Source organism: Frankia sp. CpI1-P (assembly GCF_001421075.1).
GTDB lineage: Bacteria > Actinomycetota > Actinomycetes > Frankiales > Frankiaceae > Frankia > Frankia torreyi.
Genome location: NZ_LJJX01000005.1, coordinates 36,853 through 63,584, shown reverse-complemented (window position 1 = coordinate 63,584; position 26,732 = coordinate 36,853). Strand labels below are relative to the sequence as shown.

Sequence of the window (26,732 nt, the reverse complement as noted above, 5' to 3'; positions counted from 1 at the left end):
AGATGGCAGTCTTGGCTCGCCATCGCGGCCGTCGACATTGCTGTTCGAAGGCGGGGCGGAAAGGATGCTCCGGCTCCCACCGACTTTGCCGCCGTCGCCGGTGCCAGTGACCTCCGACAGGGTCAGGGGCCAGGAGATGTCGGNGGCCGGTCCGGGCGAACCGGTCGTGGTGAGCAGTTCGGGCGCCATGTAGCCGACGCTGCCGAGGACCACGCCGGTGACCGTGACGGTCCCGGCACCCCGGTGGCGATCCCGAAGTCGATCACTTTGGCGCCGTCGTCGGCCAGCATCACGTTGCCGGGCTTGAGGTCGCGATGCACCACGCCGGCGCCGTGGATGGCGACCAGGGTCGTCGCCAGCTCCACCGCGAGCGTCTGCAGCGCCGCGGTCGACAGCGGGCCGCTGCGCGCCACCTCGGCCGTCAGGGTCGGGCCCTCGATGTACTCGGTCGCAAGCCACGGAGTCTCCGCCTCCGGGTCGGCGTCCTCGCCGAGGTAGACCATTCCCAGGCCGCCGCTGCCCAGGCGCGCGGGCAGCCGGTACGGCCCCACCGCCCGGGGATCGATGGCGCGCAACGGCCTCACCGGCATCGGACCCCTCCGCTCGTGGCCCACCGCCATCGATGAGCTGTCGGATCGCGACCTGCCCGTGTAGGGCATCGCCACGATGCCCGTCCAGCCACTCCTCGACGTCGGCCCACGGGCGCCGCCGCGGGTCCTCGGCGGACGGACGGCTGATCAGCGGGTCCGGGACGCCCTTCAGGTCGGGCGATCACCTGCGCCCGAGTCCGGGACACCGGCTCGCCGCGTACCCGGTCGAGCATCTCCTGGAGTTGCGTGATGGCCGCCGCCTGCGTGCAGTGAAGGGCCGCGGGTCTCTAGGCGTCGGCGGGCTGTCGAGCCTCTGCGGTCATCTTCTGGATCAGGCGTTCCCAGCCCGGAGTGGCCCCGCCAACGGCGTGAATCGCGGTCCGCACTGCGCAGAGGCTCTTGTAGGCCGCATCAGGGATGNTGTCAGCCTCGATGGTCATGGTGATGTCCATCCGGCCCTCGGTGAGGTTGCCGCCGATGTCGGGGTCGATGAGGTCTTCCAGAGTGAGCAGGGCATCCATGAGCTGGTCGGTGCGAGTCTCGAAGTCGCCGATGGGACCGGTCACCGTGAGCTCGACGAGGCCTTCATACTTCATAGTCCGCCCTCCTTCCAGCAGGTCCTGCTCCTCAGGTAGCTCCGTAGGTTCCGTTCGTATCGCGGGTTCGACGGTGTTAGGTGCACCCACTTGTAGTGACCATCGCCGCACGTACAGAACATCCGGAAGTACCCGCTACCCTTGGTGACTTTCCAACCTTGGGCTTCCCCGTTTCGGAGGAGTGCCTCCAGCTCCTTGATCGGGTGCCGCGGTCGTGGCATCCATCGACCTCCACTCGAACCTACCCGGGCATCGTCGCTGGCACTTGGATTGGTGGCGAACTACACCACGGTAGTTCGCTCCGGGTTACCGCTTCGTGGTCTTCGTGGTGGACCGACAGCTACGCGGCTGAAGTGCGCCGAGGTGGAAGCAACCTCGGGTGTCACCGGTGTCGGAGCGAGGGCGGCCAGTAGCAGGTCATCCGGCCGGCGGCGTGCTCCCGGCGGCGTGCTCCCGGCGGCGTGCTCCCGGTGGCGGGAGACTCACTGACCTCGGGCGCGGCGTCCCACGGCCTCGCAGGGCCGAACCCGCGCAGCCGGGAGACAGGGGGGAGATCGCGAAAGACCAAAGTTCCTGGTAGATCGCGTGATCCGCGAGAACGTGCTGGTAGTGCGGACGAGGTGGCCTGTAAGCCGGGTCCTGTGGCCGGGTCGCCTTGCGGCTCGCCGGTGGCGGCCATCTCTCTCGGGCTGCCGTTGCCGGCAGCCTCCAGCGGTCTACCCGCAGGCTCGGGCGGGCAGCCCTCGAACGCCTGCGCGGCTCGCGACCGGTTACGGCCGCGGGCCTTCTGACCTTGCTCCGGGCGGGGTTTACCGAGCCGCCCAGGTCACCCTGGGCGCTGGTGCGCTCTTACCGCACCGTTTCACCCTTACCGGCGCCGTGACCGGCACCGGCGGTCTGTTTTCTGTGGCACTGTCCCGCGGGTCGCCCCGGGTGGGTGTTACCCACCGCCCTGCCCTGTGGAGCCCGGACTTTCCTCGGCGGCACCGGCGTGAACCGGTGCCGACGCGGCCGCCCGGCCACCTCGTCCGCGTCTTCAGCATAGGGCACGCGCCCGCCTAGAATCCCTGGGCACAGGGGACGGAACTGGACGGCGCGGGGCACGGCCGTGCAGGCGATCATGATGGATGGGGCGACGATGGCGGGATCCGACGAGCCGGGCAAGAGGATCGACCACACCCGCCCCACGAGCCCGCCGCCGCCCCCCGGCGGCCCCGCGGTCCCGGCGCTGGGCGCGGCGCCGGTCGGCGGCACCTCGCCGGGCACGGTGCCTGCGCCCTACCCGGCGGGCACCGCCTACCCGACCGGGGCTGCCGGGGCTCCCGGGGTGGCGGGGACAGCAGGCGGTCCGGCGGCGCCGGGGACGCCGCCGGCGCCCGGCGCGCCGGCCGAGGGGCCGCCGCGGCGGCGTGGGGTCGCCTACACCACCTACGCGATCACGGTGCTGGTACTGGTCATCGCGATTGCCGTCGTCGTGTTTGTGGTCAAGAACGACGCGCGGGTGAGCATCTGGCTCTTCGGCTCCACCCAGCAGATGTCGGTTGCCGCGGCGCTTGCCGCCGCGGCCGCCGCGGGGCTCGTCATCGGCCTGCTCATCGGGGTGATTCCGCAGATCCGGCTGCGCCGCGAGCTGCGTCAGCTACGCAAGGCGGCTCGCGGCCGGTAGGACGCCGAACAAGGGAAACGAACTCCCGCGCGGCGGTCGGTGCTGCGGTGGGCGTCGCGCGGGTATTCCTGACGATCGGCGGCGCGCGCCGCCGATCGTCAGGGTCGCGTTCGCCGCGGAGTTCTCCGGCACTCCGACGGGGTGAAAACGCGCACTCCGCGCGTCGTCGGCGCTGGTATATCCGTCTTCGCTCCGAGCCCGCTGTCGGCGGCAGTACCAGCGTGCGGGACGACGGGTCGATGGCCGGCTTACCGGCCGAGGTTACCGATCTCGCTCAGCCGTCCGTCCCGCCGCGGCCGAAGAACGGGGCTTCCTTCCGGTCGACTTCCGGTCGGCATCCGGTCGGCTGCCGTCTCCTCGCCGCCGCCCAACCGGCCGCGAGGTTGCATAACCGGGGCCCGGGCGGAGCGTGAGAACCCGATGAAGATCCCGCTCCTGTCCGCCGACGAAACGCGGCCGCACCTGTTGCAGATGAGTCATCGACGTGCCGTGTTTCGGCAGCGGCACGCGCATGTGCACGACCATCGAGTGGCAATCCAGGCCGGCGACTTTCCGCGCGGTCCCGTCGCCCATGCCCGCCCCGCCCGGCCGCGCCGGGGAGCGTTCGCGCCGGAGAGCGCGGCCACTGCCCCTCCCCCCGGCCGGGGTGACCCGGGTCGTCCGGCTCCGACCCGGCAGGACTAACGGCCCGCGAGGCGCCGGGCCGGGCGGCGGGACCGGCCACGGATCACCCTTACGGGCCATCGGTGCAGGATGCCGGAGGCCCACCCGCCTCGTCGGCACAAGATGTTCCCTGCTAGGGCGGGCGGGGTGTAGGTGTAGCCCTGGGGCGTTCTGGTGGGGTGGACAAGCCCGTTTCGTGGGTGACCCTTGTGAACGGCTCTGCGTGTGCGCCGCACCGCGGTGGGGGCCCGAACGGCTCCCGCGGTGCTGTCGGTGCCCTGCCCGGCCGGGTTGCGACCCCTGGTGCGGGCCGGGTGCCCGGCCCGTCGTAGCACCCCTGGACCTCGCGTTTTACCGCCGGCACGAGCGTGGCAGCGGAATTCTGCCGGCGGGAAGCGGGGACGCGGTCGGCGCCGGAGGATCATTGTTTTCCTCACATTCACCGGAGTCGACCGGGTGGGCGTTCATCGTTCTCCTGTTGTCGGGTAATGTTTCGAGCAACTTTGATCTGGGAGGTTTCATGGCAGAAACGAGGGCCATTCGCCGACTGGGTCGGACCGCATGTGCGGGAATCACCGGTTCGGGCGTCCCGGGCGCCGCCACCGGCCGGAATGCAAGGATCATCGTCGTGCGCGGCGGTGCCGGCGGCGAGGACGGTCGCGACCTGTCGCCGAGTGTGGCCGCCGTCTCCGAGGAACGGGTCGAACTCGTTGATCGAGTCATTCTCGTGAGGGCTCGGCGGGACATCCCCGAAAGCTGATCGATCCCGCGGCGGAGAAGCCTCCGGGGCGGCGTCACCGGCTTCTCCGTCGCGGTTTGGGGGTGTTTTCGGCCGAAGGGCGGGGGGGCCGCCGGCAGAGGTGGCCGGTTGGGGTAACCGATAGGTGGGTGTCCAGGGAGTCGAATGGCCGGGTAGCTGCGGTTCCATCGGTACAGTCCGATTTGTGACACCGCAGCGCACCGTCCCGCCTCCGGGGGCATACCTCGCGCCGCTTCNGGCGAAGGTACCGAGGCCCGGTACCCCCTGCCGGCGCGCTTTGTCCATTGCTTTGGCGGTGGTGAGCAGTCGGACTTCCGGCCCGCGCCTTCACCGACAGCGGAGCGGAGCTGCGCTAACGGCGGCGTCGAGGGTCCCGTCACCCGGCGGAGATTCGTGCCACGTCTGGTCGCGCCGCGTCCGGCGACGGAACTTCCCCGGCCCCCGGAGTCGTCTGATGAGGGCGTGGGAGGCGTGGCCCGACCGGCGCACATGTGCGTCACAGGTTCCGCGGGCACGGTGGGGTGATGCCGGCGACCGGACCTTCGGCCCCGCCGGGAGCGGGCCGGCGCCGGGCGGCACCTTAGCCGTCCGGCGGGTGGGCCGACGATCGCCGATGGTGGAAAGAACGACGTAAGGAGGGCGTGGTGCCGCCGAGGCCGCTGCGCTCGGGTGACCCCGAGCGGGTCGCCCGGTTCGCGCTGACCGCGCGGCTCGGCTCCGGCGGGATGGGCATCGTGTATCTCGGCGCGGACGACGACACCGGCCAGTTGGTCGCGCTGAAGGTGATCCGGTCGGATTTCGCCGCCGAGCCGGAGTTCCGCTCGCGNTTCCGCCGCGAGATCGAGGCGGCCAGGGCGGTCGGCGGGGCCTGCACGGCCCGGCTGGTCGACGCCGACCCCGACGCCGAGGACCCGTGGATGGCCACCGAGCTCATCCCCGGGCAGAGCCTCGCCGAGACGATCGCCACCCGGGGCGCCATGGACACGCGGGAGGTCGTCGCGCTCGCCGCCGGCCTCGCGGAGGCGCTGACCGCCATCCACGGCGCCGGGATCGTCCACCGTGACCTCAAACCCGGCAACGTCATCCTCGGCGGCGANGGCCCCAAGGTGATCGACTTCGGCATCGCGGCGGCGGTCGACGCCACGGTCGCCACCCGCACCGGGGTCCTGCTCGGCAGCCCCGGCTACATGGCGCCCGAGCAGGTCACCGGGCACGGCGAGGTCGGTCCCGCGGCCGACGTCTTCGCCTGGGGCCTGACCGTGCTCTACGCGGCGACCGGCCGGCCCCCGTTCGGCACCGGCCGCGCCGACGCGCTGCTCTACCGGGTCGTGCACAGCGAGGCCGACACCGGCGACGTCCCCGCCGAGCTGCGGCCGGCGGTGACCGCGGCGCTGGTGAAGGAGCCCGCCGGGCGGCCCAGCGCCGACGATCTGCTGCGGGGACTGATCGGGCCCACCGACGATCCGGCCACGGGTACCCGCCGGCTGCTGCGCGAGGCCTGGAACCCGCCGCCCATCGACCCCGCGGCGTTCGTCCACGTGCCCACGCTCACCCCGTCGCCCACCTCGTCGCGCGCCGGTGACCGGCTGCGCGACGGCGACTTCCACGACAGCCAGACGCTGGCCGGGCTGCCCTCGCCGCGGCCTTCGGTCAGCTTCATCGCTCCGGCCCAGCGCACCCCCGAGCCCAGCCGCCCCACGGCGCGTGCGGTGCGCCGGTTGCGTGGCTGGGCGCCGGGTGTCTTCGCCGCGCCGACCGGAACGTCCGCGCCGGTCCCGCCTGCCCCGCGCGGGCCGTCCCGGGACGCCCTCCCGTCGGTGCCCGACGGCCCTCCCACACCAGCTGACCCCGCCTCGCCGCCGGACGGCTCCCTGCGGCCGGACGGCTCCCCGCGGTCCGATGTCTTCGGTGAGGTCACGCGGCCGCCGGTGCCGGTTACCCCGGGAACGTCGGCATCGCCGGCCGGCCGGCGCGCCGGGGTCGGCCGGCGGGTGGGCGCCGACGAGCGTGCGGCGGCGGCCCGCGCCGCGGACGGCTCCGGGCCGGCGCCCGGCGGTCAGCGTCAGGCCGCGGCCGCCGAGCCGACCCCGGGCCGGGATCCCGGGTCGGCCAACGCGATGACCCCCTGGGCGCCCATCGGCGCACCGGCGGACCGTAAGGAGCTGGATCCGGCGGCGGCCGGCACCGGACTCGACCCGAACTCATCCGGCGGGGCCCCCGCCGATGCGGCTGCCGCAGCCGTGGCCGTCCCCTGGTGGCGGGTGCCGGATCCGGGCGTCCCGGACCGGACCGCGGCGGCGTCCGGCGACGCCGCGCCGCCGGCTGCCGCCGCGCTCGGGCGTGGGCCGGACCATGCCGACCCACGTGCGCCGATGCCGATGCCGATGCCGCCGCGCTGCACGACGGAAGCGGGGGAGTCGTCGCCGGGGGCGCCGGTGCCGGCCGGCGCGCGGACCGCCGGCGCCGAGAACCTGATGGGCGCCGAGGCGTGGGAGGGATCGGGACCGGTGGCTCGCCCGGCCGGCTCGGGCGGGCCCGGCGGTGCGGGCGAGCTCCCCGGTTCCGGGAGGTCTGGCCGCGCGGGCCGGCCGGCGCGGTTGGGCGCGGGGCGCCGAGCGAGGTCCAGCCCACCGACGCCCGCGGGCGCGGCGTCCTCGCCGGCGGGCGTCGCCGCCGGGGCCGTGGGTCACCTGCCGGCGACGAACAGGGCCGGTTTCCCCGCGCAGACGCCTGCCCCGCCCGGTTCGGACGGTTCCTTCGTCTGGCGAGGCCCGGCCGGTTGGGAGGGTTCGGCCGGTCCAGAGCTCACGGCCGGCCGGGATCACCCCGGCGGGGCGGAGCCGGCGCCAGGCCCGACGGGCCGCCCGGGCGAGGGCACCTCGACCGCAGGGCCCTGTCCGGTTGACGCGGCGGCCCTGCCCGGCCCGGACGGGACCGTCGTGGCGACGGGGACCGCGGGAGCCGGGACGCAGGCAGGTGGGTCGCCGGCGAGCGGTGCCGGGGCTGATGGGGCTAATGGGGCTAATGGGGCCCGGTCTGGCGCGCGCGCGGCGGGGCGGACTGCGGAGCAGGCGTGGGCCGCGCCGCAGGCCGGGCCGGCGGCGGGCGGCGATCAGAGCGGGCCGAGCTCGGCGGCCCCGATGGGCCCGGGGGAGCCGGACGTCGGGGGGCGGGCGGACGTCGGGGGGCCGGATGTCGTCGAGGGGCCGGGCGGGACCGGCGAGTCGCGCGGCCGGGCCGGCCAGGCAGCCCGGTACCCCAGGCGGACGGCGGCCCTGGCCGCGCTGGCTGNGGCGGTCGCCGGCCTGGCCGCACTGGGCGCCGCCCACGCCGCGGACGAGTCCGACCACTCCCCGTCCCGGCAACCCGCGGCGCCGCGCGTGATCCAGGTTGTTCCCTCCGGTGTTCCCGGCCCCGGCTCCGGACTGGGCCTGCGACCCCGCTCGGGCGTGGGCCGACCTGCCAACGTGCCCGGCGGCCCGCCGTCCCCGGGTGCTCAGTCCCGGGCCGATCAGTCCCCGGTCGTCACCGTCCTGAGCGCGGCGCAGATGGTGCCCCTGTCGGCGGTCCCCGCGTTCCGTGGGGTGATCGGGCAGCTCTCGCAGGGCCGGCAGTTCGGCGACTTCGTCACCGCCCACAACACCGGCGTCGTCTTCCTGGAGGTCCTCGCGCCGGGCCAGGACAACGCCCGGGCCTTCTTCCCCGGCCCGGACCTCGGAGGCGACCCGCTGCCGAACTTCACCCTGGTCGCGTCGTGCGACGCCCCGGGCGGTGGGCAGACGCCGGGCTTCGGTCCCGACCGGGGCTGCACCGGCACCACCTATCGGCTGGCCGGGTTGACCGGCGGCGGGGCCAGTTTCGACTTCGCGCAGGGCTTCTACCGGCTGCACGGATACTTCCTCGTCGATGTGGTCCCCGGGATGCAGCAGGGCCTGCAGACCGTCAATCTGCACGCGGTCGACGCCCGGATTCTGCCGCGCTGACCGTATTTGCGACCCGGCCTCGGCGGCGAGCTGGGCTTTTTATCTCTATTGTCCGGCCGTGTCGGACGGGTTTGTGGCCGGCCGGTGACGGAGAAAACCAGGGCAGGCTCTCTCTTGGGGGTGTGCGGTGTTTCAAATCATCTGGATTATTCTCGCCGGCCTGGTGATCGGCCTGCTGGCCCGACTGATCCTCCGGGGTAGGCAGGACATTCCGATCTGGCTGACGGTCGCTCTCGGCATCGTGGGCGCGCTGGTCGGCAACGTGATCGCCAGCNCAATCGGGGTGCNNCATACCGGCGGCGTCGACTGGATTCGGCACATCCTGCAGGTCGGTGTCGCGGTCGGGCTGGTCGCCGTCGTCGCGCCGTTGTGGGCGACGCGGCACACCCATGGCAGCGACCGCCATCAGCGGCATACGGCGGGCCGGCTGTGACTGGCCGTCAGCGGCCCCGGCGGACCCAGTCGTCGTAGTCGACGCCCTCCTCGCCGATGGTCGTGTCGTCGCCGTGCCCGGTGTGCACAACGGTGTTCGCCGGCAGGGTGAGCAGTTGCGTGCGGATCGAGGCGAGGATCGTCGGGAAGTCCGAGTAGGACCGCCCGGTGGCCCCCGGCCCGCCGCGGAACAGCGTGTCCCCGCTGAACAGCACCGGTTCGCCGGTCAGCTCGCCGAACAGGCAGATCCCGCCGGGGGAGTGGCCCGGGGTGTGCAGCACCCGCAGCGATCCGCCGCCGGGCAGGCCGACGAGCTGACCGTCGGCGAGCGATCGGTCGGGCGCGCGGTGCGGGTAGATCGTCCGCCACAGCATCACGTCGGCCGGGTGCAGCGCGATCGGCGCCCGCACCAGGTCGGCGAGCTCCGCCGCCGCGTTGATGTGGTCGTTGTGCCCGTGGGTGGCGATGATCGAGGTCACGACGCGGGTGCCGACCGCCGCCGCGATCACCGACGGGTCGTGCGCGGCATCAATGACCAGGACCTCCTGGTCGTTGCCGACGAGCCAGACGTTGTTGTCGACGGTGAACGTCTGGCCGTCCAGGGTGAAGTCGCCGCGGGTGATCACGCGGTCCACCCGAAGCCCCGCATTGCCGGTCATGGCGCCCGCTCCTCTGTTCCCGAATTCCCGATCGGGTCGGAGACCCGGAGGATCCGCCCGCCGTGCACCGGGGCGCCGCCGGTGGCGGCGGTCCCCGACACGTCGACCGTATCGGGCGCTTCGCGGGTTCGGATCGACCCACCGCCCGCGCGACACCGCCGACGCACGCGGCCCTCGCCGGCACCCCGTCCGGGTGCCGGCGTCCCCGCCCGCGGGGACACTCGACGGGCCCTGGATCTTGACGGGCCCTGGATCTTGACGGGCTCTGGATCTCGACGGGCTCTAGAGGACGACGACGCTGCGCAGCACGTCGCCGCGGCGCATCCGGGCGAACGCCTCCTCCACGTCGCTGATCCCGACCGTCTCGGTGACGAAGGCGTCGAGGTCGAGGCGGCCCCGACGGTACAGGTCGATGAGGATCGGGAAGTCGCGGCTGGGCAGGCAGTCCCCGTACCAGGACGACGACAGGTGGCCGCCGCGGCCGAAGACCTCCGCGAGTGGCAGCTCGACGGTCATCGTCGGGTCCGGCACCCCCACCAGGACCAGCCGCCCGGCCAGGTCGCGGGCGTCGAACGCCTGCCGGTACGTCTCGGGGCGGCCCACCGCCTCGATGATGACGTCGGCGCCGAAGCCGTCGGTGAGGTCGCGGACCGCCTGCACGGGGTCGGCCGAGCGGGCGTCCACGGTGTCGGTGGCCCCGAAGTGGCGGGCCCAGGTCAGCTTGCGCTCGTCGACATCCACCGCGATGATCTTCCGGGCGCCGGCGATGGCGGCGCCGGCGATCGCCGCGTTCCCGACGCCCCCGCAGCCGATGACCGCCACCGTCTCCCCGCGGGTGACCCGCCCGGTGTTCACCGCCGCGCCGAAGCCGGCCATCACCCCGCAGCCGATCAGGCCGGCCGCCTCCGGTCGCGCCGCCGGGTCCACGGGCACGCACTGGCCGGCGGCGACCAGGGTGAGCGGCGTGAACGCCCCGATGCCCAGCGCCGGCGCCAGCGGCGTGCCGTCCTCGAGCGTCATCGGCTGGGCGGCGTTGCGGGAGTCGAAGCAGTACCAGGCCATCCCGCGCCGACAGGCCCGACACGTCCCGCACGGCGCCCGCCAGGCCAGCACCACGTAGTCGCCGGGGGCCAGGCCCGTCACGCCCTCGCCGACCGACTCGACCGTGCCGGCGGCCTCGTGGCCGAGCAGGAACGGGTAGTCGTCGTTGATCGCGCCCTCGCGGTAATGCAGATCGGTGTGGCACACGCCGCAGGCGCGCACGCGCACGCGGGCCTCGCCCGGCCCCGGGTCCGGGACGATGATCCGCTCCAGACCGACCGGCGCGCCCTTGTGTCGGGCCACCACCGCTTCCACCGTCTGTGCGCCCATAGGAGAGCTCCCTTCACTCGGAAAACGCCTCGTCGTCGCCCGGCCCGCCGCACGGCTCGGCCCGTATCACCGGCCACCCCGCCGAGCACGCTCGCGGACCGTATCCGTTGCGGTGCAAGCCTGACCGAACCGCATCGGTGACCCCTGGTGCATGATTTCGTACCCCTGTGGGCGTGACCCGTCCAACGCACACCGCCCCCGATGGCGCGACACGCCGCTTTACGGCCACCCAGCGCCGCCGGGAACGGGTGAGTGTCGGTACGCTCCTACCGGTCCGTTTCTGCTCTTTGTNGAAGGAGCAACCCCTCCGTGGTCCGATTTGCCGACGCTCCCTCCGTCGATTCCCCGAAACGCCGCACCTACGGTGAGGTGACCGTCGGTGACCCTCGGTTGTCCGAGGATGGGCGGCTCGAAGCCGGCGGCGAGAGCGTCGACGAAGGGGTGGGCCAGCCCGGCCCCACCGGCCGGCCGCTGCCGTCGTTCCCCGTCCCCGCCTCGCTGACCTCCCACGGTCCCGCCTGGATCGTGGCCATGTGCAACCAGAAGGGCGGCGTCGGCAAGACCACCAGCACGATCAACCTCGGCGCCGCCCTCGCCGAGTACGGCCGCCGCGTGCTGCTGGTCGACTTCGACCCGCAGGGCGCGCTGTCGGTCGGCCTCGGCATCAACCCGATGCAGTTCGACCTGACCGTGCATGACCTGCTGCTCGGCGGGGACGCCCACGTCCGCGACGTCATCGTCGAGACCCAGGTCGACAATCTGGACCTGCTGCCGAGCAACATCGACCTGTCCGCCGCCGAGGTGCTGCTGGTCACCGAGGTCGGCCGCGAGCACAGCCTCGCCCGCGCGCTTGCCCCCATCCTCGACGACTACGACGTCATCCTCGTCGACTGCCAGCCCTCGCTCGGTCTGCTGACCGTGAACGCGCTGACCGCGGCGGACGCCGTCATCGTCCCGCTGGAATGCGAGTACTTCGCGTTGCGCGGCGTCGCGCTGCTGCTGCAGACGATCGACAAGGTGCGCGAGCGGCTCAACTCGCGCCTCGAGCTCGCCGGCATCCTCGCCACCATGTACGACGCCCGCACGCTGCATGCCCGCGAGGTGCTGGCCCGGGTCGTGGAGCGCTTCCCCGACGAGGTGTTCCACACGGTGATCAACCGCACGGTCCGTTTCCCGGAGACGACCGTGGCCGGTGAGCCGATCACGACGTACGCGCCCACCTCGGTCGGCGCCGCCGGCTACCGGCGGCTGGCCCGCGNGCTGATGGTCCGGCACAACACGCCCCCGCTCGTCGGCTGAATCCGGGCTTTTGCATGATCGGGGCGAAAAGGTAGCAACGTGCTTTTCCATCTCGCCGAGCCGGCGGCGCTGCTCGGGATCGTCGTCGCGTTCCTGATCGGGGTGTTCGCGCACGACGCCGCCCAGGTCCTCACCGCGCGGGTGGTCCGGGACCCCACCCCGCTGCGCAGCGGTCGGCTCACCACCGGCGTCAAGGACCGGCTCAGCCCCTTCAGCGGGCTCGCCGTGTTNATCGTCGGCCACGGCTGGGCCGAGTCGGTGCCGATGAACGACGTGTGGCGGCNGCGGCGCTTCCACNTCGCGGCCGCGGTGCTCGCGGGCCCGCTGGCCTACCTGCTGCTGGCGCTCGGTTCGCTCGCGCTGTTCCAGGTGGTCGGCGACCCGGCCAGGATCTTCCTCGGTGACCGGGTGACCGAGGTGACCGTGCCGGACAGCNTCGCCGCCGAGTTCACCCTGTGGCTGGCGATCACCTTCGGTTCGATGTTCATCGTCAGCCTCATCCCGGTCCCGCCGACGGACGCCGGGCGGCTGGTGTTCCTGCTCGGCGGGACGTCGTCGGGCTGGCGCAGCACCTACCACCGGCTCACCGACGGCAACATCGGCCTGGTCATCCTGCTGGCGCTGCTGTTGCTGCCGGTGCTGTTCGTCGGGTTCCCGTCGGTCGTCGGCCAGCTCATCGGCCCGCTGCTGCGCGGGCTCGCCGCTCTGATCGGTCTCCACCTGGCTTGAGCACGATCATGACCGCTGGCCTGGGGCGTAGCGTGGCGTCATGACCCGGGCCAGAGCCGATGCCGCCGGGGCCGAGCCGGCGACACCGACCGCCCGAGGGGGGCGGACCGAGCCCTTCGTCGTCGAGCTGGCCAACTTCACCGGTCCGTTCGACCTGCTGCTCTCGCTCATCGCCAAGCACCGCCTCGACGTGACCGAGGTCGCGCTGTCCCAGGTCACCGACGAGTTCGTCGCGCACATCCGCCGGCTGGGGGACCGGTTCGACCTCGGCCAGGCGACCGAGTTCCTGGTGATCGCCGCGACCCTGCTCGACCTCAAGGCCGCCCGGCTGCTGCCCGGCGCGCTGTCCGACGACGAGTCCGAGGACCTCGCCCTGCTTGAGGCCCGCGACCTGCTGTTCGCCCGACTGCTGCAGTACCGGGCGTACAAGGAGGCGTCGGCGCTGTTCGCCGGGCTGATGGCGCTGGAGGCCCGCCATGTGCCCCGCGCCGTGCCGCTGGAGCCCCGCTACGCCGCCGCCCTGCCCGAGGTGCAGATCGGCATCGGCCCTACGGAGCTCGCGGCGCTGGCCGCGAAGCTGCGTGAGCCGCCGCTGCCGCCGCTGGTCGCCACCGACCACGTGCACCTGCCCCGGATCAGCGTCCGGGAGCACATGCTCGCGATCATCTTGCTGCTGCGGGAGCTCGGCGCCGCGGACTTCCGCACGCTGTGCGCGGGCTGCCAGCAGACGATCGAGGTGGTCGCCCGCTTCCTGGCCCTGCTGGAGCTGTTCCGCGAGGGCCGGATCTCCTTCGACCAGGAGATTCCCCTCGGGGAGCTGACGGTGCGCTGGATCGCCGTCGACCCGGCCGCGGACGGCGACCTGCTGTCCATCGGCCGGGGGCTGTACGACGAGGATCCGGCCGACGAACCGCGGGAGGCGGCATCGTGAGCGAACAGCCGGACGCCGGCGTAGGCGGTGAGGCGGCGGTCGCGTCGCCCGGTGCGGACCGGCCGCCGCTGGCGGCGCTGCTGGAGGCGGTGCTCATGGTTGCGGAGCGGCCGGTCGGCGTCGCGGAGCTCGCCACCGGGCTCGGCGCCCCGGCCCGTGAGATCGAACGGCTGCTTCCCGAGCTCGCCGAGGGATACGTCCGCGACGGCCGCGGTTTCCGGCTGCGTCACGTCGGCGCCGGCTGGCGGTTCTACACCGCCGACGAGTGTGCCCCCTGGGTGGAGGGCTTCGTGCTCGCCGGCCAGTCCGCCCGGCTGTCCCAGGCGGCGCTGGAGACCCTCGCCGTCGTCGCCTACCAGCAGCCCGTCAGCCGCGGACGGATCGCCGCGGTGCGCGGCGTCTCTGCCGATGGCGTCATCCGCACCCTGACCGCACGGCGGCTCGTCGAGGAGATCGGGCACGATCCCGAAACCGGTGCCATCCTGTATGGAACGACCGACTACTTCCTGGAACGGATGGGCCTGCGCGGGCTCGACNAGCTGCCGCCTCTGGCCCCCCTGCTGCCCGGACTCGACGATCTGGATGACATCGTTGCCCCATGAACGCTGCTGCTGACCGCCCCCGCGCGCCGCGCGACGCCCGCGCCCGCCGGGACGGCCGCCCACCCGCGGACGGCCGCCCCACCCGGGAGCCCCGCCTCGCCCGAGGGGAAGCCCGCCCCTCCCGAGAGGCTCGGCCTGCCCGTGGGGAGGTTCGCCCTGCCCGTGGGGAGGCGCGTCCTGCCCGTGGGGAGGTTCGGCCCAGCAGCGGGGAGGCTCGACCCGCCCGCGGAGAGGGCCGTCCCGTTCGTGGGGAGGCTCGGCCAACATGGGAGGCTCGGCCGGCTCGTGGGGAGGGCCGTCCCGCACGTGGGGAGGGCCGTCCGGCTCGTGGGGACGCTCGGCCTGTCCGGGGAGACGCTCGGCCCGTTCGTGGGGAGGGCCGTCCGACGGCCCGTGGGGAGGGCCGTCCCGTTCGTGGGGAGGGCCGTCCGGCTCGTGGGGAGGGCCGTCCGGCTCGTGGGGACGCTCGGCCTGTCCGGGGAGACGCTCGGCCCGTTAGTGGGGAGGGCCGTCCCGTTCGTGGGGAGGGCCGTTCGGCTCGTGGGGACGCTCGCCCCGTCCGTGGGGAGGCGCGTCCTGCCCGCGGGGAGGCTCGGCCGGCCCGGGAAGCGGGGCCGGCTCGGGAGGAGCGTCCCGTGCGGGCGCCGCGGGACCCGGCTTCCGCCGCGGACGAGGGCATTCGGCTGCAGAAGGTGCTCGCCGCGGCCGGCATCGGTTCCCGCCGGCGTGGCGAGGAGCTCATCGCCGACGGCCGGGTCAGCGTGGACGGTGTCGTCGTGCGCGAGCAGGGCCGCCGCGTCAACCCGGAGACCGCGATCATCGAGGTCGACGGCGACCGGATCGTCACGCGCACCGGCCTGGTCCACCTGGCGCTGAACAAGCCGCGCGGGGTGCTGTCGGCCATGTCCGACGACCGCGGCCGGCCCACCATCGCCGACCTGCTCACCGAGTTCGGCGGCGGGCTGTTCCACGTCGGCCGCCTCGACGGCGACAGCGAGGGGCTGCTGCTGGTCACCAACGACGGCGAGCTCGCCCACCGCCTGACCCATCCCTCCTACGAGGTGCCCAAGTCCTACCTGGTCGAGGTCTCCGGGCCGCTGCGCCGCGAGGTACCGCGCACGCTGCGCGCCGGCGTCGAGCTCGACGACGGGCTGGCGCGGGCGGACTCGGTGCAGATCGTCGATCAGGCGAACGGTCGGGTGATGCTGGAGATCGTCGTGCACGAGGGTCGCAATCGCATCGTCCGCCGGATGATGGAGACCGTCGGTTACCCGGTGCACCGGCTCGTCCGCACCCGGCTCGGCGCGGTCTACCTCGGCACCCTGCGCTCCGGCCGAGCCCGCCATCTCACCCGCGGCGAGATCGGCGCCCTCTACCGCAACGTCGGCCTGTAGCCGAGTAACGGAATCCGCCTCAGTCACCTCGGGTCGCTCCTCTATCAACCCTGTGGCGCCGCAGAGTTACCGGCTGCCCGGCTCCGGCCAGATTGCGGCCAGATCGTGCCGAGGCTTGGGTACGTTTTTCCGAAAAACCGTACCGAAGCCTCGGCATGATTGTGTGCATGGATAGTTACGGAAAGCCACAGACGTGTAGGGCGGCCAGTGGGCACCACGCCGGGAGCCGAGGCGACCCCGGTCGTCTGACCAGATCTTCACGGCCACCGACCGAGGGCCTGCTCGCAGCGACACACCTCGGCGCCGGCTGTCGACAAGGAGCGCCACAGGCCCGAGCACGGCGAGTGTGTCNAAAGATGTCGCCATAGGCTGTCGGTCATGGTCGGATCGGGCTGGGACGATGCCCAGTTGCCGCGGCTGCGCCGGGTCGGTGTGGTCGNCACGGGTCTCATCGGCACCAGCATCGGGCTGGCGCTGTCCGCGCAGGGCGTGGAGGTCCTGCTCCGCGACGCCGACGAGGCTCAGGTCGCCATCGCCGCGAAGATGGGCGCGGGGCACCCCTGGGCGGGGGAGCGGGTCGAGCACGCCATCGTCGCCACCCCGCTGCCGACGATCCCGGGCGAGGTCCGGGCGCTGGCCCGCGCCGGGCTCGCCGACACGGTCAGCGACGCCGGCAGCGTCAAGGTCCGCCCGCTGGTCGAGGGCGTCCAGCTCGGCTGCGACCTGTCGACGTGGTGCCCGGCGCATCCCATCGCCGGGCGGGAGCGGCACGGCGCGGTCTCGGCGCGCGCCGACCTGTTCGCCGAGCGGGTGTGGGCCATCTGCCCGGTCCCGCACACCGGCGCCGCCGCCCTGCATGCCACCGTGGCGCTGGCCCTGGCCTGCGGCGCCACCCCCGTGCGGACCACGCCGCAGCGTCACGACGAGGCGATGGCGACCGTCTCGCACGTGCCCCAGCTCGTCGCCAGCGCGCTCGCCGGGGTGCTGGTGGGGCTCTCGCCGGGGGAGGTGCCGCTCGCCGGTCAGGGGTTCCGGGACACCACCCGGCTCGCCGACAGCGACGCCGAGCTGTGGGCGGGGATCGTCGAGGGCAACCGGGGGCCGATCGCCCGGCGGGTGCGCGACCTCGGCTCCCGGCTGACCGCGCTGGCCGACGTCCTCGACGCGGCCGGCGCCGACGAGGTCACCGCGGCGGTCACCCGGCTCATGCGGGACGGGCACACGGGCCGCGCGCTGCTGCCGCGTAAGGCCGGCGCCACGGCGCGGTCCTGGGGCTGGGTCGGCGTCGTGCTCGACGACCGGCCCGGGCAGCTCGCCGCGATCGTCGGCCTCATCAGCGCGTGGGACGTCAACATCGAGGATGTCGGTCCGTTCGAGCACAGTCTGGATGCGCCGGCCGGCATCGTCGAACTGGCCGTCGATCCGGCGGTCGCGGACAGTCTCGTCGACCGGCTCACAAGCACCGGATGGACGGCATACCGACGATCCTGATGCGGTACCGAGTAGCCTGATCCGGGTTGCCCGCGACGGTTCCCGCCGCGGTGCGACCGACGGGTTGACGCCACCGGCCCGCCCTTCGGCCCGGTTCGCGTGCCGGGAGTCGTCTGACGTTCATCGTCCGGTGACCGCGGCCGGCGGGCCGGCTACCGCCCTCGCGGTGGGCGAGGGTCGGGGCGGACGCGGCGCGGGAAGGGGTCCGCGGGGCGCGACCCGACGATTCTCAGGTGTCCGGGACGGAGGAATCGGGTGAAGCCCGAGCACGGGTCTGCGCTGTCGGTGGGCGGGAGTGCCGCCGACGGGGTGAAGGTAACGTCCGCGCCGCTCGGGTCCGAGGGGAGCGCGTCCGCGCTTGCCGACGGCCCGGTCGAGGGGCTGATCGTGGCGGTCGACGGCCCCGGTGGATCGGGAAAGAGCACGGTGGCCCGCGAGCTCGCGCGGCGCCTCGGGCTTCGCTATCTCGACACCGGGGCGATGTACCGCGCCGTCACCCAGCTCGCGCTGGAGCGGCGCATCGACATCGAGGATCCGCAGGCGGTCGCGGAACTCGCCGAGCGGGCCGTGCTCTCCGTCGGCACCGACCCGGACGAGCCGTCGATCGCCGTCGACGGGGTCGGCGTGGACGCCGAGATCCGCACCAGGGCGGTCACCAACGCGGTCAGCGCCATCGCCGCGGTGCCCGCGGTGCGGGCGCGCCTCGTCGCCCAGCAGCGCCAGGTGATCGCCGCCACCCGGCCCGGCGGCATCGTCGTCGAGGGCCGCGACATCGGTTCCGTCGTCGCGCCGGACGCCCAGATCAAGGTGTTCCTCACCGCGTCGACGGAGGTGCGGGCGCTGCGCCGGTCGCGCCAGCTCGGCGAGAAGGGCGTCGACGACGTCGCGCGGACGCTGGCCGAGCTGGACCGGCGTGACGCGCTCGACTCGAGCCGCGCCGCCGACCCGCTGGCCGTCCCCGAGGGGGCGATCGTGCTGGACTCGACGGCCCTGTCCGTCCCCGAGGTGGTCGACGAGGTCCTGCGGCGCTGCGGGCAGTCGTCGAACGTGACGACGTGACGGGCCCCGAACAGGCCGCGGACGAGATGACCACCCGGTCGGCCCCGGAGATCACCCGGCCGGCGCCGGAGACCATCCGGCCGGCCTCCGGGACGGGGCTGCTGCACCGGGGCGCCGCCTCGCCGGTCTACAACGACCTGCCGCACCGCGTGCTCAAGCCCGGGGTGCGGCAGATCATCAACCGACTGATCATGCGGGTGACCCTGGAGGGGCTCGAGCACGTCCCCGTGGACGAGCCGCTGATCTTCGCGGGCAACCACAGTAGCTGGCTGGACGGCCCGCTGGTGGTGATCGAGTCGCNGCGCACCGTGCGCTGCCTGGTCAAGTCGGAGATGTACACCCGGATCGTCGGCCGCCTGCTACTGATCAGCGGGCAGATCCCGATCGACCGGGGGCGCCCCGACCGCGAGGCGCTGCACACCGCGCTCGACGAGCTGTCCCGCGGCGGCGCGATCGGCGTCTTCCCGGAGGGCACCCGGGGCAGCGGGGAGATGGCCGCGGTCCAGCACGGCATCGCCTACCTCGCCGTCCACGGCCGCTGCCGGGTGCTCCCCGTAGCCTGTATCAACACCGGCGACGCCCTGCCCAAGGGCGCGCGCTGGCCGCGTCGCTCGGTGCAGGTCAGGGTGGTCTTCGGCAAGCCGTTCGAGGTCGACGTGCCGGCCAACCCGCGCTCGCGGCGGGCGCTCGCCGCCGTCGCCGAGGACATCCGGGTGCGGCTGCTCGATCATCTCGAGACCGCCCGTGCCTCCCCGGGCGAATCCGCCGCGTGATCATCGTAGATCACCGGTCCCGACGACAGGTGTGGCAGTGATGGCAGTGATGAGCAGACAGGACGCAGCGATGGACGGCGCCGAGGCGGCATCCGGCGACGACCTTCGAGCCGACGACCTTGGAATCGACGATCTTGGAGCCGGCGAGCTGGGCCCGGTCGCCGGCCAGCCGGTCGTGGCCGTCGTCGGGCGGCCCAACGTGGGCAAGTCGACGCTGGTCAACCGGATCCTGGGCCGCCGCGCCGCCGTGGTCGAGGACGTGCCCGGGGTGACCCGCGACCGCATCGCCTACGACGCGGTGTGGAACGGGCGCCGGTTCACCCTCGTCGACACCGGCGGTTGGGAGCCCGACGCCTCCGGGCTCGCCGCGCAGGTTTCCGAGCAGGCGGCCGCGGCGCTCGACACCGCCGACGCCGTGCTGTTCATTGTCGACGTGGTCACCGGGGCCACCGACGCCGACGAGGCCGTCGCCCGGGTGCTGCACCGCAGCGGCCTGCCGGTGATCCTCGTCGCGAACAAGGTCGACGACAACCGGTTCGAGGCCGACGCCGCCGCCCTGTGGGGGCTCGGGCTCGGCGAGCCCCACCCCGTCTCGGCGCTGCACGGCCGCGGCAGCGGCGACCTGCTCGACGCCGTGCTCGCCGTGCTGCCCGAGGCACCGCGCGAGGTCTTCACCGAGACCGACGGCCCACGCCGGGTCGCGCTGATCGGCCGGCCCAACGTCGGCAAGTCCAGCCTGCTCAACAAGATCGCCGGCAGCCGCCGCTCGCTCGTGCACGACGTGGCCGGCACCACCCGCGATCCGGTGGACGAGCTGGTCACCGTCGGCGGCGAGGAGTGGATGTTCATCGACACCGCCGGGCTGCGCCGGCGGATCCGCGAGGCGTCCGGCGCCGAGTACTACTCGTCGCTGCGCACCGCGGGGGCGCTGGAGGCCGCGGAGGTCGCCATCGTCCTGCTCGCCGCGGACGAGCCGCTCACCGAGCAGGACCAGCGGATCATCACCATGGTGATCGAGGCCGGCCGGGCGCTCGTCCTCGCCTTCAACAAGTGGGACCTCGTCGACGAGGACCGCCGGCTCACCCTCGAACGGGAGATCGACCGCGACCTCGGCCGGATCGCCTGGGCCCCGCGGGTGAACGTCTCGGCCCGCACGGGGCGGGCCACCGACCGGCTGGCCCCGGCGCTGCGCACCGCGCTGGAATCCTGGGGCACCCGGATCCCGACCGGCCGGCTCAACGCCTGGCTCGGCGAGGTCGTCGGCGCCACCCCGCCGCCCCCGCGCGGTGGGCGGGTGCCGAAGATCCTGTTCGCCACCCAGGCAGGCGTGCGTCCCCCGCGCTTCGTGGTGTTCACCACCGGCTTCCTGGAGCCGGCCTACCGCCGTTTCCTGGAACGCCGCCTGCGCGAGGACTTCGGCTTCGCCGGCTCGCCCATCGCCATCTCCGTCCGCGTCCGCGAACGCGGCGACCGCCGCAGCCCCACCGCCGGCTGATCCGGCTGATCCGGCTGATCCGGCGGGCACAGGCGCCCGGTGCACGCGTCGGCCGCTCGGCGGGGCGCCTCAGCCAGGCTTTTCCGGGTTGGCTGCGGCGTAGGCGCGGGCGAGGTGGTCGCCGAGTCCGGTGATCGCCTCGCGGGCCGTCTCGACCGGCCGCTTGTGGGTATAGCCGTGGTCGACGTCGGGGAAGCAGTGATAGGTGACGTCGGCCCCGGTGGCGCGAAGCTTCTCGGCGAAGATCCGGCCGTCAGCTTCGAGGGAGTCGAGCCCGCCGGTGGTGACCAGGGTTGGCGGGAAACCGGCGAGGTCCGGGGCGAGCGCGGGCGAGGCGAGGGGTTCGGCGCGGGTGGCCGGGTCGGGGAAGTAGACGTGCTGCACGAGCCGCAGCAGCCGCGGGCCGATGGCGGGGCGCCTCTTCGGCGAGGTGCGGGCGTGCGGGTCGAGGCCGACGTCGGTGACGCCGTAGCCGACGGCCAGGGCGACCGGCAGGAACGCCCCGGCGTCGCGGGCCTGCTGGACGACGTTGATCGCGAGCTTCGCGCCGGCGCTGTAGCCACCGACGGACAGCCGTCCGCCGTCCCAGCCCTGCTCGGCACCGTGGGCGTGGGCCCAGGCGGCGACGTCGTACGCCTGGTGCTCGGCGACGGGGTAGGCGACCTTGGGGGCGGTGTCGTAGTCGGGGACGAGGACCGCGGCGCCGACGTCGGAGGCGAGGTAGCGGCAGACATGGTCGTCCTGCTCGGGGCTGCGGACGATGAACGCGCCGCCGTGTAGCTGCACGTGCACGGGTGGGCGAGGCCCGGTGCCCGTGGGCGGCCGGTAGAGCAGGCAGCGGACGGGGCCGTGCCGGGTCGGCACCGTGACGGTCTCGGGGTCGGCGACCGCCTGGGTGGCGAACCGCAGGGACTTCGACGGGCTGCCGACGAGGGTGAAACCCGCGCGCATGACGCGGGCGGCGAGGCGGGTCCCGAGTCCGATGGTGGGGCCGGTGGTCAAGGTCTGTCTCCTGTGGCGGGTACGGCTCCTGTAGCGGGTCCGGGTCCGGTGCCGAGCGTGCGGGGCAGCGGCGCTACCTGTCTCTTCTACAGGCGTCTCGGCCATCGCTGCCATTGCTGCCCATTGCTGCCGATGGTTCAGGAGGGCTGGACGATCGCGTATGCCGCGTAGCCACTGGCCACGATGTCCTGGCTGTCGGCCCGGGCGCCGTCGCCGAGCTGGCCGTCCAGCCGTTCCCGCGCCACGAGTCCGCGCCTCGGCTGGTTGCGCGCCGTGGGCACCCGTACCGCATGCCGGCCTCCCGTGCGTCGACCCGTCGTCCACCTCGTGCTCGTGCGGACGGTACCGGTGCGACGGGACACCACCGCGTCGGACGTGAACGAGGCATTACGGAAAGTCGTAGAGAGACCGCGGTGGGCCGGGCGTCCACCACGTGTAGCTGGGAATCTCCGCCTCCGGCGGACACCGGAGTTCATATCCGAGTTCTGTGCCGGACTGGTAACTGGCCAGTGTGCGTAGTGCGGTTGCCGGGAGCGTGGAGTAACGACGCGATTCCCAGTAGTGGATCGCGGCGTCCGACGCATGGCTGGCTGCCCGGCGACCTGAAGTGAGAGACCTACTCCATACGGTCGTATCTGTCGACTGCTGCCGCAGATACGGAAAATTCTGCTGATAACCGTCGCATCCGCGTCTCTGCTGGGAGTACAGTTCCGTTGCCCGGACAGGTGNCGACCCAGGATCACGGGAGATCCTGGTGGGTTCAGCCTCGCCTCGTCCCGTGGNCACGTCGCAAAGTTCGCGCGGGCTACCGCCGTGCCCGAAATCAAAGATCAGGCCACTCTGGAGGGAGTGCGCGCCGCCNGAGCATTTCCGTGAGGTTCAGGATCCCGGGCGGGTGGCGCTTTCAACGGCGGCCGCAGACAGCCGGCCGTGTCATCGCGCTGCCGAGGTGATGTCTGTCGACACCAGGAAGGGTCGTGTAGTGGGCAGTTTCAGGAGACGTGGATGGTCGATTCTCGCCGTTGGCATGGCGGTCGGCCTGGCCGCGTGCGGCAGTTCCGGTTCCGGCGGGTCTCCGGCAACCTCCGCCTCGGCCAGTCCCGCCGCGCCGAAGCAGCGTGTCGCCACCGACAATCCCATCGCCATGGAAACCCTGATCGCCGTCGGTGAGAAGCCGGCCTGCTCGCTGTGGGCGAGTCCGAAATACGTTCCGCTCCTTGCCAAGTACCTGGACGGGATCATCGACCTGGGACAGCGCGTCGACGGCACGGTCTTCAACATCGACGCGCTGGCCAAGTGTCGACCTGACGTGATCCTCATGGGCGCGGAGGACCCCGACGTCATGACGACGATCGGGAAGGTCGGCAAGGTGGTGGNGTTCGTTCAGCCGAATCCACCGATCAGTGCGGACGGATCGGCGGGATCGACCTGGCGCAACTGGCTGCACGCGGCCGCGAGTCCGGTCGGGGCGACGGAGAAGGCGCACGCCATCACCGCGACCGTCGACCTGCAGGAAGGTGCCCTGAAAGGCCTGCTGCGCGGCAAGTCGCTCGCGGTGGTGGAAACGGAATCGACCAGCGCCTACGAGGTGGTCAACAAGTACCTGCCGTTGGCCTGGACCTACGTCCGGGACCTCGGCATCGAGAACTACCAGGCGACCGCGNCGGACTATGACGCGGGCTGTCTCGACGACAAGAAGCCGAAGCCGTGCTACAGCACGGATCTGAGCATGGAGACGCTGCCGGCGCTTAGCGGCGTCGACGGTGTGCTGGTCCAGTCGGCGGGCATGAGCTCCTCGGATCTGGATGTGTTCAAGGCGAATCCGCTGTTCGCGAACCTCCCCGCCGTCAAGAGCGGGCATGTGTCAGTCGCGAAGTCGTTCACGGACACCGGGCCCATCGGCGTCTCGTTCCTCCTGGACGAGATCGCCGACGCGTTCCACGTCAAGGAGTTCCACGCCGCGCTGGGGAGCGGCGGTCGCGCCCATCTCGCGGTGGATCCGGCGGCGAACAAGCTCTGCTGGTCGGTGTCCCCGACCCCTGGAACCAGCAAGCCGGATGGGACGATCAAGATAGCCGCGGGCGGAACCACCGTGAAGCTCGCGGACAAGGCGACGTTCGCGCCCGCCGAGACCGAGTACCAGACGACTCCGCCCACGGTCTTCAGCACGGGCTGCGCCCCTGTCGCGCCCAAGCTGGCGCAGGCGCTGATGGCCTCGCCCGCCGACGCGAAGCTGACCGCGGTCGGCGGTTCCGGCTCCCTGGTACCGGGTGCGGCGTCCGTGGTCGTGGGATGAACATCGAGGCGCCGGGCGTCGAGGCCGGCTTCTCGGCGCGGATGGGCTCGCCGGATCGCGACGGTTCGCTGGAGCGCGACGGCTGGCTGATCGGCCGGCAGGTGCTCCCGGCGGAGCTGGTCCGGCGGGTCCGCCAGCCGCTGGTGGCCGCGCTGCAGGCGGAAGGCCTGGTCGAGCCGTCGCCGGCGGGGGCCGACCGGGTCCGCTGGACCGGCGGGGTCGAGGACGCCCGGCGCCATCGCAACGGTTCCGGGGTGACCACCTGGTACCGGGACGAGCTGGTGTTCCTGCCCCTGGTCCAGGACGGTCATATCCGGCGGGTGGTCGAGGACCTGTGGGGTCGCCCCAGCCTGCTCTGGGCCAACACCGCGGCGTTCCTGAAGGTCCCGGACGCCAGTTCGCCCGACCGGTCGGAATGGATCGGTCATGCGGACGGCTGGCAGGACGCCGGAATCGGGGGGCCGGGCGATCACTTCGATCTCTGGGTGCCGCTGACGGACATCGGGCCCTGTGAGGGATCACTCGCCTTCCACACCGGTTCACACCGGGAACGCGCGGATCGGTATCCCCGGACCAGTCACGGTGTCGGACCCGTTCAGGTGGCGGACGAGGGCTGGGACGTGGCGGGCTACGCGGTGGGCGACGCCGTCCTGTTCCGACCGGACATTGTTCATTCCTCCGCGGTGAACACCGGTCCGGATCTGCGGATCGCGGTGGTCTTCCGGGGGCAGGCCGCGGACCTCCCGCTGCCGCCGGCAGCGGGAATGTCCTGGGACCGGACGCAGGCGATGAGCACCACCGAGTCGTGCGTTCTGGCCCTGCTGGCGACCAGACCGGACGACGGCTGGACGTATCGGGAACTGATGTTCGCGTTCGCACCGGCCGGAATGGTCGGACGGTATCTTCCGCTGCCGTCCCCCGGGCAGCTGAGCCGGTCCGACGTCCTCAGTCAGGCGGTCGACATCCTGATGGCCCGGGGCGCGATCACCAGGACCGACCGGGCCGCCCGGTACGACGGCGCGGGCCTGCACAGCTACTTCCTCACCGAAGCAGGCCGGCAGGCCGCCGAGGAATGGCTCGCCACCCCGACCCGGCTCGTCGCCGAGCTGATGACGGTCGTCCCGTTGCGCCTCGCCCTCGCGCGTGGCGGCTCGGCCGATCTGGCCGGCATGATCCGATCCCAGCTCGCCTGCCTGGACCATCTCGAGGAGTCCGCGCACCAGCGGCCGCCGGGCGAGGACGGGATTCGGCGGAGCTGGCGGCGAGCGACGGTGCGGGGCTGCCGGGACGTNCTCGCCACCGCGGGCTCCGCCACCATCGATCGATGACGATAGCCGCTGCACAATGACGACAGTCGCTGGACCTCGGTCGACCGGCAGCGGCGTGACGACGACGCACCTCGCTCTACGACGTCGTCTCACGGCGGTCGTAAGCGTCGTGTTGCTCGTGTTCACCGTCGTGGTGAGCCTGCGGGTGGGCGCCGCTCCGGTCGGCTGGGACCAGTTCGTCCACGCCCTCTTTCACTACACGGGCACGCAACAGGACATGATCGTCCGCGACCTCCGTGGGCCGCGGGTACTTGTGGCCATGGAAGTGGGGATCGGCTTCGCGGTCGCCGNCACCCTCGTGCAGGGACTCACCCGCAACCCGCTCGCCGACCCGGGTATCTTCGGCATCAACGCCGGTGCCGCGCTGAGCGTCGTGATCGGTATCAGTGTGTTCGGGGCGGTGCGGCCCGGGGAGTATGTGTGGTTCGCGTTTCCCGGTGCGCTGGCCGCGTCGGTCACGGCGTTCGTGATATCTGTCCTGGCCCGCGGCCGGCCGACTCNGGTCACCCTCACGCTGGCCGGCGTCATCACCGCGATGCTCTGCAGCGCGGTGACGGGCATCATCACGTTCCTGAATCCCGAGGTGGCGGAAGGCTTTCAGTTCTGGGTGATCGGGAACGTCGGTGGCCGCGGTATCAAGGTCGTCGCCNCAACCGCGCCCATGGTCGCGCTGGGGTTGGCCGTCGCCCTGACGCTCGGGCGGTCCCTGAATGCCCTGTCGCTCGGGGAGGATGTCGCGCGAACCCTGGGACAACGGGTCGGCGTGACGAAGGTGGCGGCCATCGTGGCGGTTGTCCTGCTGGCCGGTGCGTCGGTGGCCGCAGCGGGGCCGATCGCCTTCGTGGGCCTTGCGGTGCCGAACGCGCTGCGGACCATCGTCGGCGACGACTATCGATGGCTGCTGCCGCTGTCCGCGCTCACCGGAGCGGCCTTCGTCCTGGGAACCGACGTGATCGGACGGGTCATCGAGCGCCCGACCGAGTTCCAGACCGGACTGGTGATCTCGGCCATCGGCGCCCCCCTGTTTCTCTACCTTGTCAGCCGGCGCAGAATACGGACCCTGTGATGCGGCGGGTCCCGGTCCGCATCACCCGGCCGGAGTTCTCCCGGCAGGTCGGCACCCGTGCGGTGATCCTTTTTCTCGTGGTGCTGGCAGCCACCACGGCGGCAGTCATTCTCACCACCGCGTACGGGGAGTACATGGTGCCGCTGAACCGCACGGTGGAGGCGATTGCCGGCCGCGGCGACTCCATCGACATCCTGGTCATCCGCGACCATCGCCTGCCGCGCGTGCTGATGTGCGTGCTCGTCGGAGCCGCGTTGGCCCTGTCCGGCGCGGTGTTCCAGACCCTGACGCGCAATCCCCTGGCCGCACCCGACATCATCGGCGTCACCCAGGGGTCGGCGGTGGTCGCCGTGTGGATGATCCTGCGCGGGCTTCCGACGGCAATGCTGCCCGTCGGGGCGTTCGCAGGGGCCATGGCTGCGCTGCTCGTCATCGCCGTGCTCGGCGTGCGGCGTGATCTTTCGATGTATCGGCTCATCCTCATCGGCATCGGCCTGAACACGCTCATCGACGCGGTCGTGACTTACCTGATCACGACGGCGAACGC

The 26,732-nt window shown here is 72.7% G+C and carries 13 protein-coding genes, 1 other RNA gene and 18 pseudogenes; 27 read left to right on the top strand and 5 right to left on the bottom strand.

Annotated features, from left to right (window positions below; all coding sequences use genetic code 11):
* Positions 1-144: 144 nt before the first annotated feature.
* Together FF86_RS04960 and rnpB are read right to left on the bottom strand one after the other, a co-directional pair.
* On the bottom strand, positions 145-503 hold a 359-nt coding region (locus tag FF86_RS04960), incomplete at its 3' end, for a protein kinase domain-containing protein (RefSeq protein WP_242418236.1).
* A 1,295-nt stretch (positions 504-1,798) separates the two neighbouring features.
* An RNA gene (rnpB, locus tag FF86_RS05625) (RNase P RNA component class A) lies at positions 1,799-2,213 on the bottom strand.
* A gap of 111 nt (positions 2,214-2,324) precedes the next feature.
* On the opposite strand from rnpB, the gene FF86_RS04950 reads away from it, so the two are divergent.
* The 6 genes and pseudogenes from FF86_RS04950 to FF86_RS40580 form a co-directional block, all read left to right on the top strand.
* Positions 2,325-2,852: a lipopolysaccharide assembly protein LapA domain-containing protein gene (locus tag FF86_RS04950; RefSeq protein WP_044883692.1), complete on the top strand. Its 528-nt coding sequence runs from the start codon at positions 2,325-2,327 to the stop codon at positions 2,850-2,852.
* Between the two features lie 2,064 nt (positions 2,853-4,916).
* A pseudogene (locus FF86_RS65215) lies at positions 4,917-5,101 on the top strand (serine/threonine protein kinase); the annotation flags it as partial.
* A 1-nt stretch (position 5,102) separates the two neighbouring features.
* A pseudogene (locus FF86_RS65210) lies at positions 5,103-5,371 on the top strand (protein kinase); the annotation flags it as partial.
* Between the two features lies 1 nt (position 5,372).
* Positions 5,373-7,566: pseudogene (locus FF86_RS65205) on the top strand (hypothetical protein); the annotation flags it as partial.
* 819 nt (positions 7,567-8,385) lie between these two features.
* Positions 8,386-8,532: pseudogene (locus FF86_RS40585) on the top strand (GlsB/YeaQ/YmgE family stress response membrane protein); the annotation flags it as partial.
* 15 nt (positions 8,533-8,547) lie between these two features.
* A pseudogene (locus tag FF86_RS40580) lies at positions 8,548-8,691 on the top strand (GlsB/YeaQ/YmgE family stress response membrane protein); the annotation flags it as partial.
* Between the two features lie 7 nt (positions 8,692-8,698).
* Here FF86_RS40580 and FF86_RS04935 read toward each other — a convergent pair.
* Positions 8,699-9,349 carry an MBL fold metallo-hydrolase gene (locus FF86_RS04935; RefSeq protein ID WP_044883633.1) on the bottom strand — a complete coding sequence of 217 codons (651 nt, stop codon included), beginning with the start codon at positions 9,347-9,349 and terminating at the stop codon, positions 8,699-8,701.
* Between the two features lie 282 nt (positions 9,350-9,631).
* Complete coding sequence (locus FF86_RS04930) at positions 9,632-10,720, bottom strand: S-(hydroxymethyl)mycothiol dehydrogenase (protein ID WP_044883634.1); 1,089 nt, start codon at positions 10,718-10,720, stop codon at positions 9,632-9,634.
* A 309-nt stretch (positions 10,721-11,029) separates the two neighbouring features.
* Here FF86_RS04930 and FF86_RS04925 point away from each other — a divergent pair.
* From FF86_RS04925 to der, 12 genes and pseudogenes are all read left to right on the top strand, one after another.
* Positions 11,030-11,978 (top strand): annotated as a pseudogene (locus tag FF86_RS04925) (ParA family protein); the annotation flags it as partial.
* A gap of 80 nt (positions 11,979-12,058) precedes the next feature.
* Positions 12,059-12,249 (top strand): annotated as a pseudogene (locus FF86_RS40575) (Zn-dependent membrane protease); the annotation flags it as partial.
* Positions 12,250-12,317: 68 nt separating this feature from the next.
* Positions 12,318-12,454: pseudogene (locus FF86_RS40570) on the top strand (Zn-dependent membrane protease); the annotation flags it as partial.
* Between the two features lies 1 nt (position 12,455).
* Positions 12,456-12,748, top strand: a pseudogene (locus FF86_RS40565) (Zn-dependent membrane protease); the annotation flags it as partial.
* 40 nt (positions 12,749-12,788) lie between these two features.
* Positions 12,789-13,679, top strand: coding sequence for a ScpA family protein (locus FF86_RS04915; protein WP_044883637.1), 891 nt, complete (start codon positions 12,789-12,791; stop codon positions 13,677-13,679).
* A pseudogene (locus FF86_RS04910) lies at positions 13,676-14,215 on the top strand (SMC-Scp complex subunit ScpB); the annotation flags it as partial. The gene FF86_RS04915 and the pseudogene FF86_RS04910, both read left to right, overlap by 4 nt.
* Positions 14,216-14,916: 701 nt before the next feature.
* Positions 14,917-15,675 (top strand): pseudouridine synthase, encoded by a 759-nt coding sequence (locus FF86_RS04905; protein WP_044883639.1) that lies wholly within the window; start codon positions 14,917-14,919, stop codon positions 15,673-15,675.
* 440 nt (positions 15,676-16,115) lie between these two features.
* Positions 16,116-17,166, top strand: a 1,051-nt coding sequence (locus tag FF86_RS04900; RefSeq protein WP_242418197.1) for a prephenate dehydrogenase, incomplete at its 5' end; no start/stop codon positions are given.
* A gap of 255 nt (positions 17,167-17,421) precedes the next feature.
* Positions 17,422-18,225 carry a (d)CMP kinase gene (gene cmk / locus FF86_RS04895; protein WP_044883641.1) on the top strand — a complete coding sequence of 268 codons (804 nt, stop codon included), beginning with the start codon at positions 17,422-17,424 and terminating at the stop codon, positions 18,223-18,225.
* Positions 18,222-18,525 (top strand): annotated as a pseudogene (locus tag FF86_RS40560) (1-acyl-sn-glycerol-3-phosphate acyltransferase); the annotation flags it as partial. The gene cmk and the pseudogene FF86_RS40560, both read left to right, overlap by 4 nt.
* Position 18,526: 1 nt before the next feature.
* On the top strand, positions 18,527-18,998 hold a 472-nt coding region (locus FF86_RS04890), incomplete at its 5' end, for a lysophospholipid acyltransferase family protein (protein WP_242418196.1).
* 49 nt (positions 18,999-19,047) lie between these two features.
* Positions 19,048-20,493, top strand: coding sequence for a ribosome biogenesis GTPase Der (gene der / locus FF86_RS04885; protein WP_052680938.1), 1,446 nt, complete (start codon positions 19,048-19,050; stop codon positions 20,491-20,493).
* A 69-nt stretch (positions 20,494-20,562) separates the two neighbouring features.
* On the opposite strand, the gene FF86_RS04880 is transcribed toward der, so the two are convergent.
* Positions 20,563-21,495: an alpha/beta hydrolase gene (locus tag FF86_RS04880; RefSeq protein ID WP_052680939.1), complete on the bottom strand. Its 933-nt coding sequence runs from the start codon at positions 21,493-21,495 to the stop codon at positions 20,563-20,565.
* 952 nt (positions 21,496-22,447) lie between these two features.
* Here FF86_RS04880 and FF86_RS65200 point away from each other — a divergent pair.
* The 9 genes and pseudogenes from FF86_RS65200 to FF86_RS65160 form a co-directional block, all read left to right on the top strand.
* Positions 22,448-22,871 (top strand): annotated as a pseudogene (locus tag FF86_RS65200) (hypothetical protein); the annotation flags it as partial.
* Between the two features lies 1 nt (position 22,872).
* Positions 22,873-23,158: pseudogene (locus FF86_RS65195) on the top strand (hypothetical protein); the annotation flags it as partial.
* 1 nt (position 23,159) lies between these two features.
* Positions 23,160-23,791 (top strand): hypothetical protein (locus tag FF86_RS65190; protein ID WP_396229775.1); only part of this gene is annotated, 632 nt, incomplete at its 5' end.
* A pseudogene (locus tag FF86_RS65185) lies at positions 23,788-25,082 on the top strand (phytanoyl-CoA dioxygenase family protein); the annotation flags it as partial. The gene FF86_RS65190 and the pseudogene FF86_RS65185, both read left to right, overlap by 4 nt.
* Before the next feature lie 53 nt (positions 25,083-25,135).
* A pseudogene (locus FF86_RS65180) lies at positions 25,136-25,409 on the top strand (iron chelate uptake ABC transporter family permease subunit); the annotation flags it as partial.
* 1 nt (position 25,410) lies between these two features.
* Positions 25,411-25,619: pseudogene (locus tag FF86_RS65175) on the top strand (iron chelate uptake ABC transporter family permease subunit); the annotation flags it as partial.
* 1 nt (position 25,620) lies between these two features.
* Positions 25,621-25,768, top strand: a pseudogene (locus tag FF86_RS65170) (iron chelate uptake ABC transporter family permease subunit); the annotation flags it as partial.
* A gap of 1 nt (position 25,769) precedes the next feature.
* Positions 25,770-26,185: FecCD family ABC transporter permease (locus FF86_RS65165; protein WP_396229774.1), on the top strand; the 416-nt coding region annotated here is incomplete at its 5' end.
* Positions 26,185-26,732: pseudogene (locus FF86_RS65160) on the top strand (iron chelate uptake ABC transporter family permease subunit); the annotation flags it as partial. The gene FF86_RS65165 and the pseudogene FF86_RS65160, both read left to right, overlap by 1 nt.

Bases quoted from the DNA above. Each gene is read 5' to 3' on its own strand.
- FF86_RS04935 (WP_044883633.1), bottom strand. From the start codon at position 9,349: ATGACCGGCAATGCGGGGCTTCGGGTGGACCGCGTGATCACCCGCGGC.
- FF86_RS04915 (WP_044883637.1), top strand. From the start codon at position 12,789: ATGACCCGGGCCAGAGCCGATGCCGCCGGGGCCGAGCCGGCGACACCG.
- FF86_RS04930 (WP_044883634.1), bottom strand. From the start codon at position 10,720: ATGGGCGCACAGACGGTGGAAGCGGTGGTGGCCCGACACAAGGGCGCG.
- FF86_RS04950 (WP_044883692.1), top strand. From the start codon at position 2,325: ATGGCGGGATCCGACGAGCCGGGCAAGAGGATCGACCACACCCGCCCC.
- der (WP_052680938.1), top strand. From the start codon at position 19,048: ATGAGCAGACAGGACGCAGCGATGGACGGCGCCGAGGCGGCATCCGGC.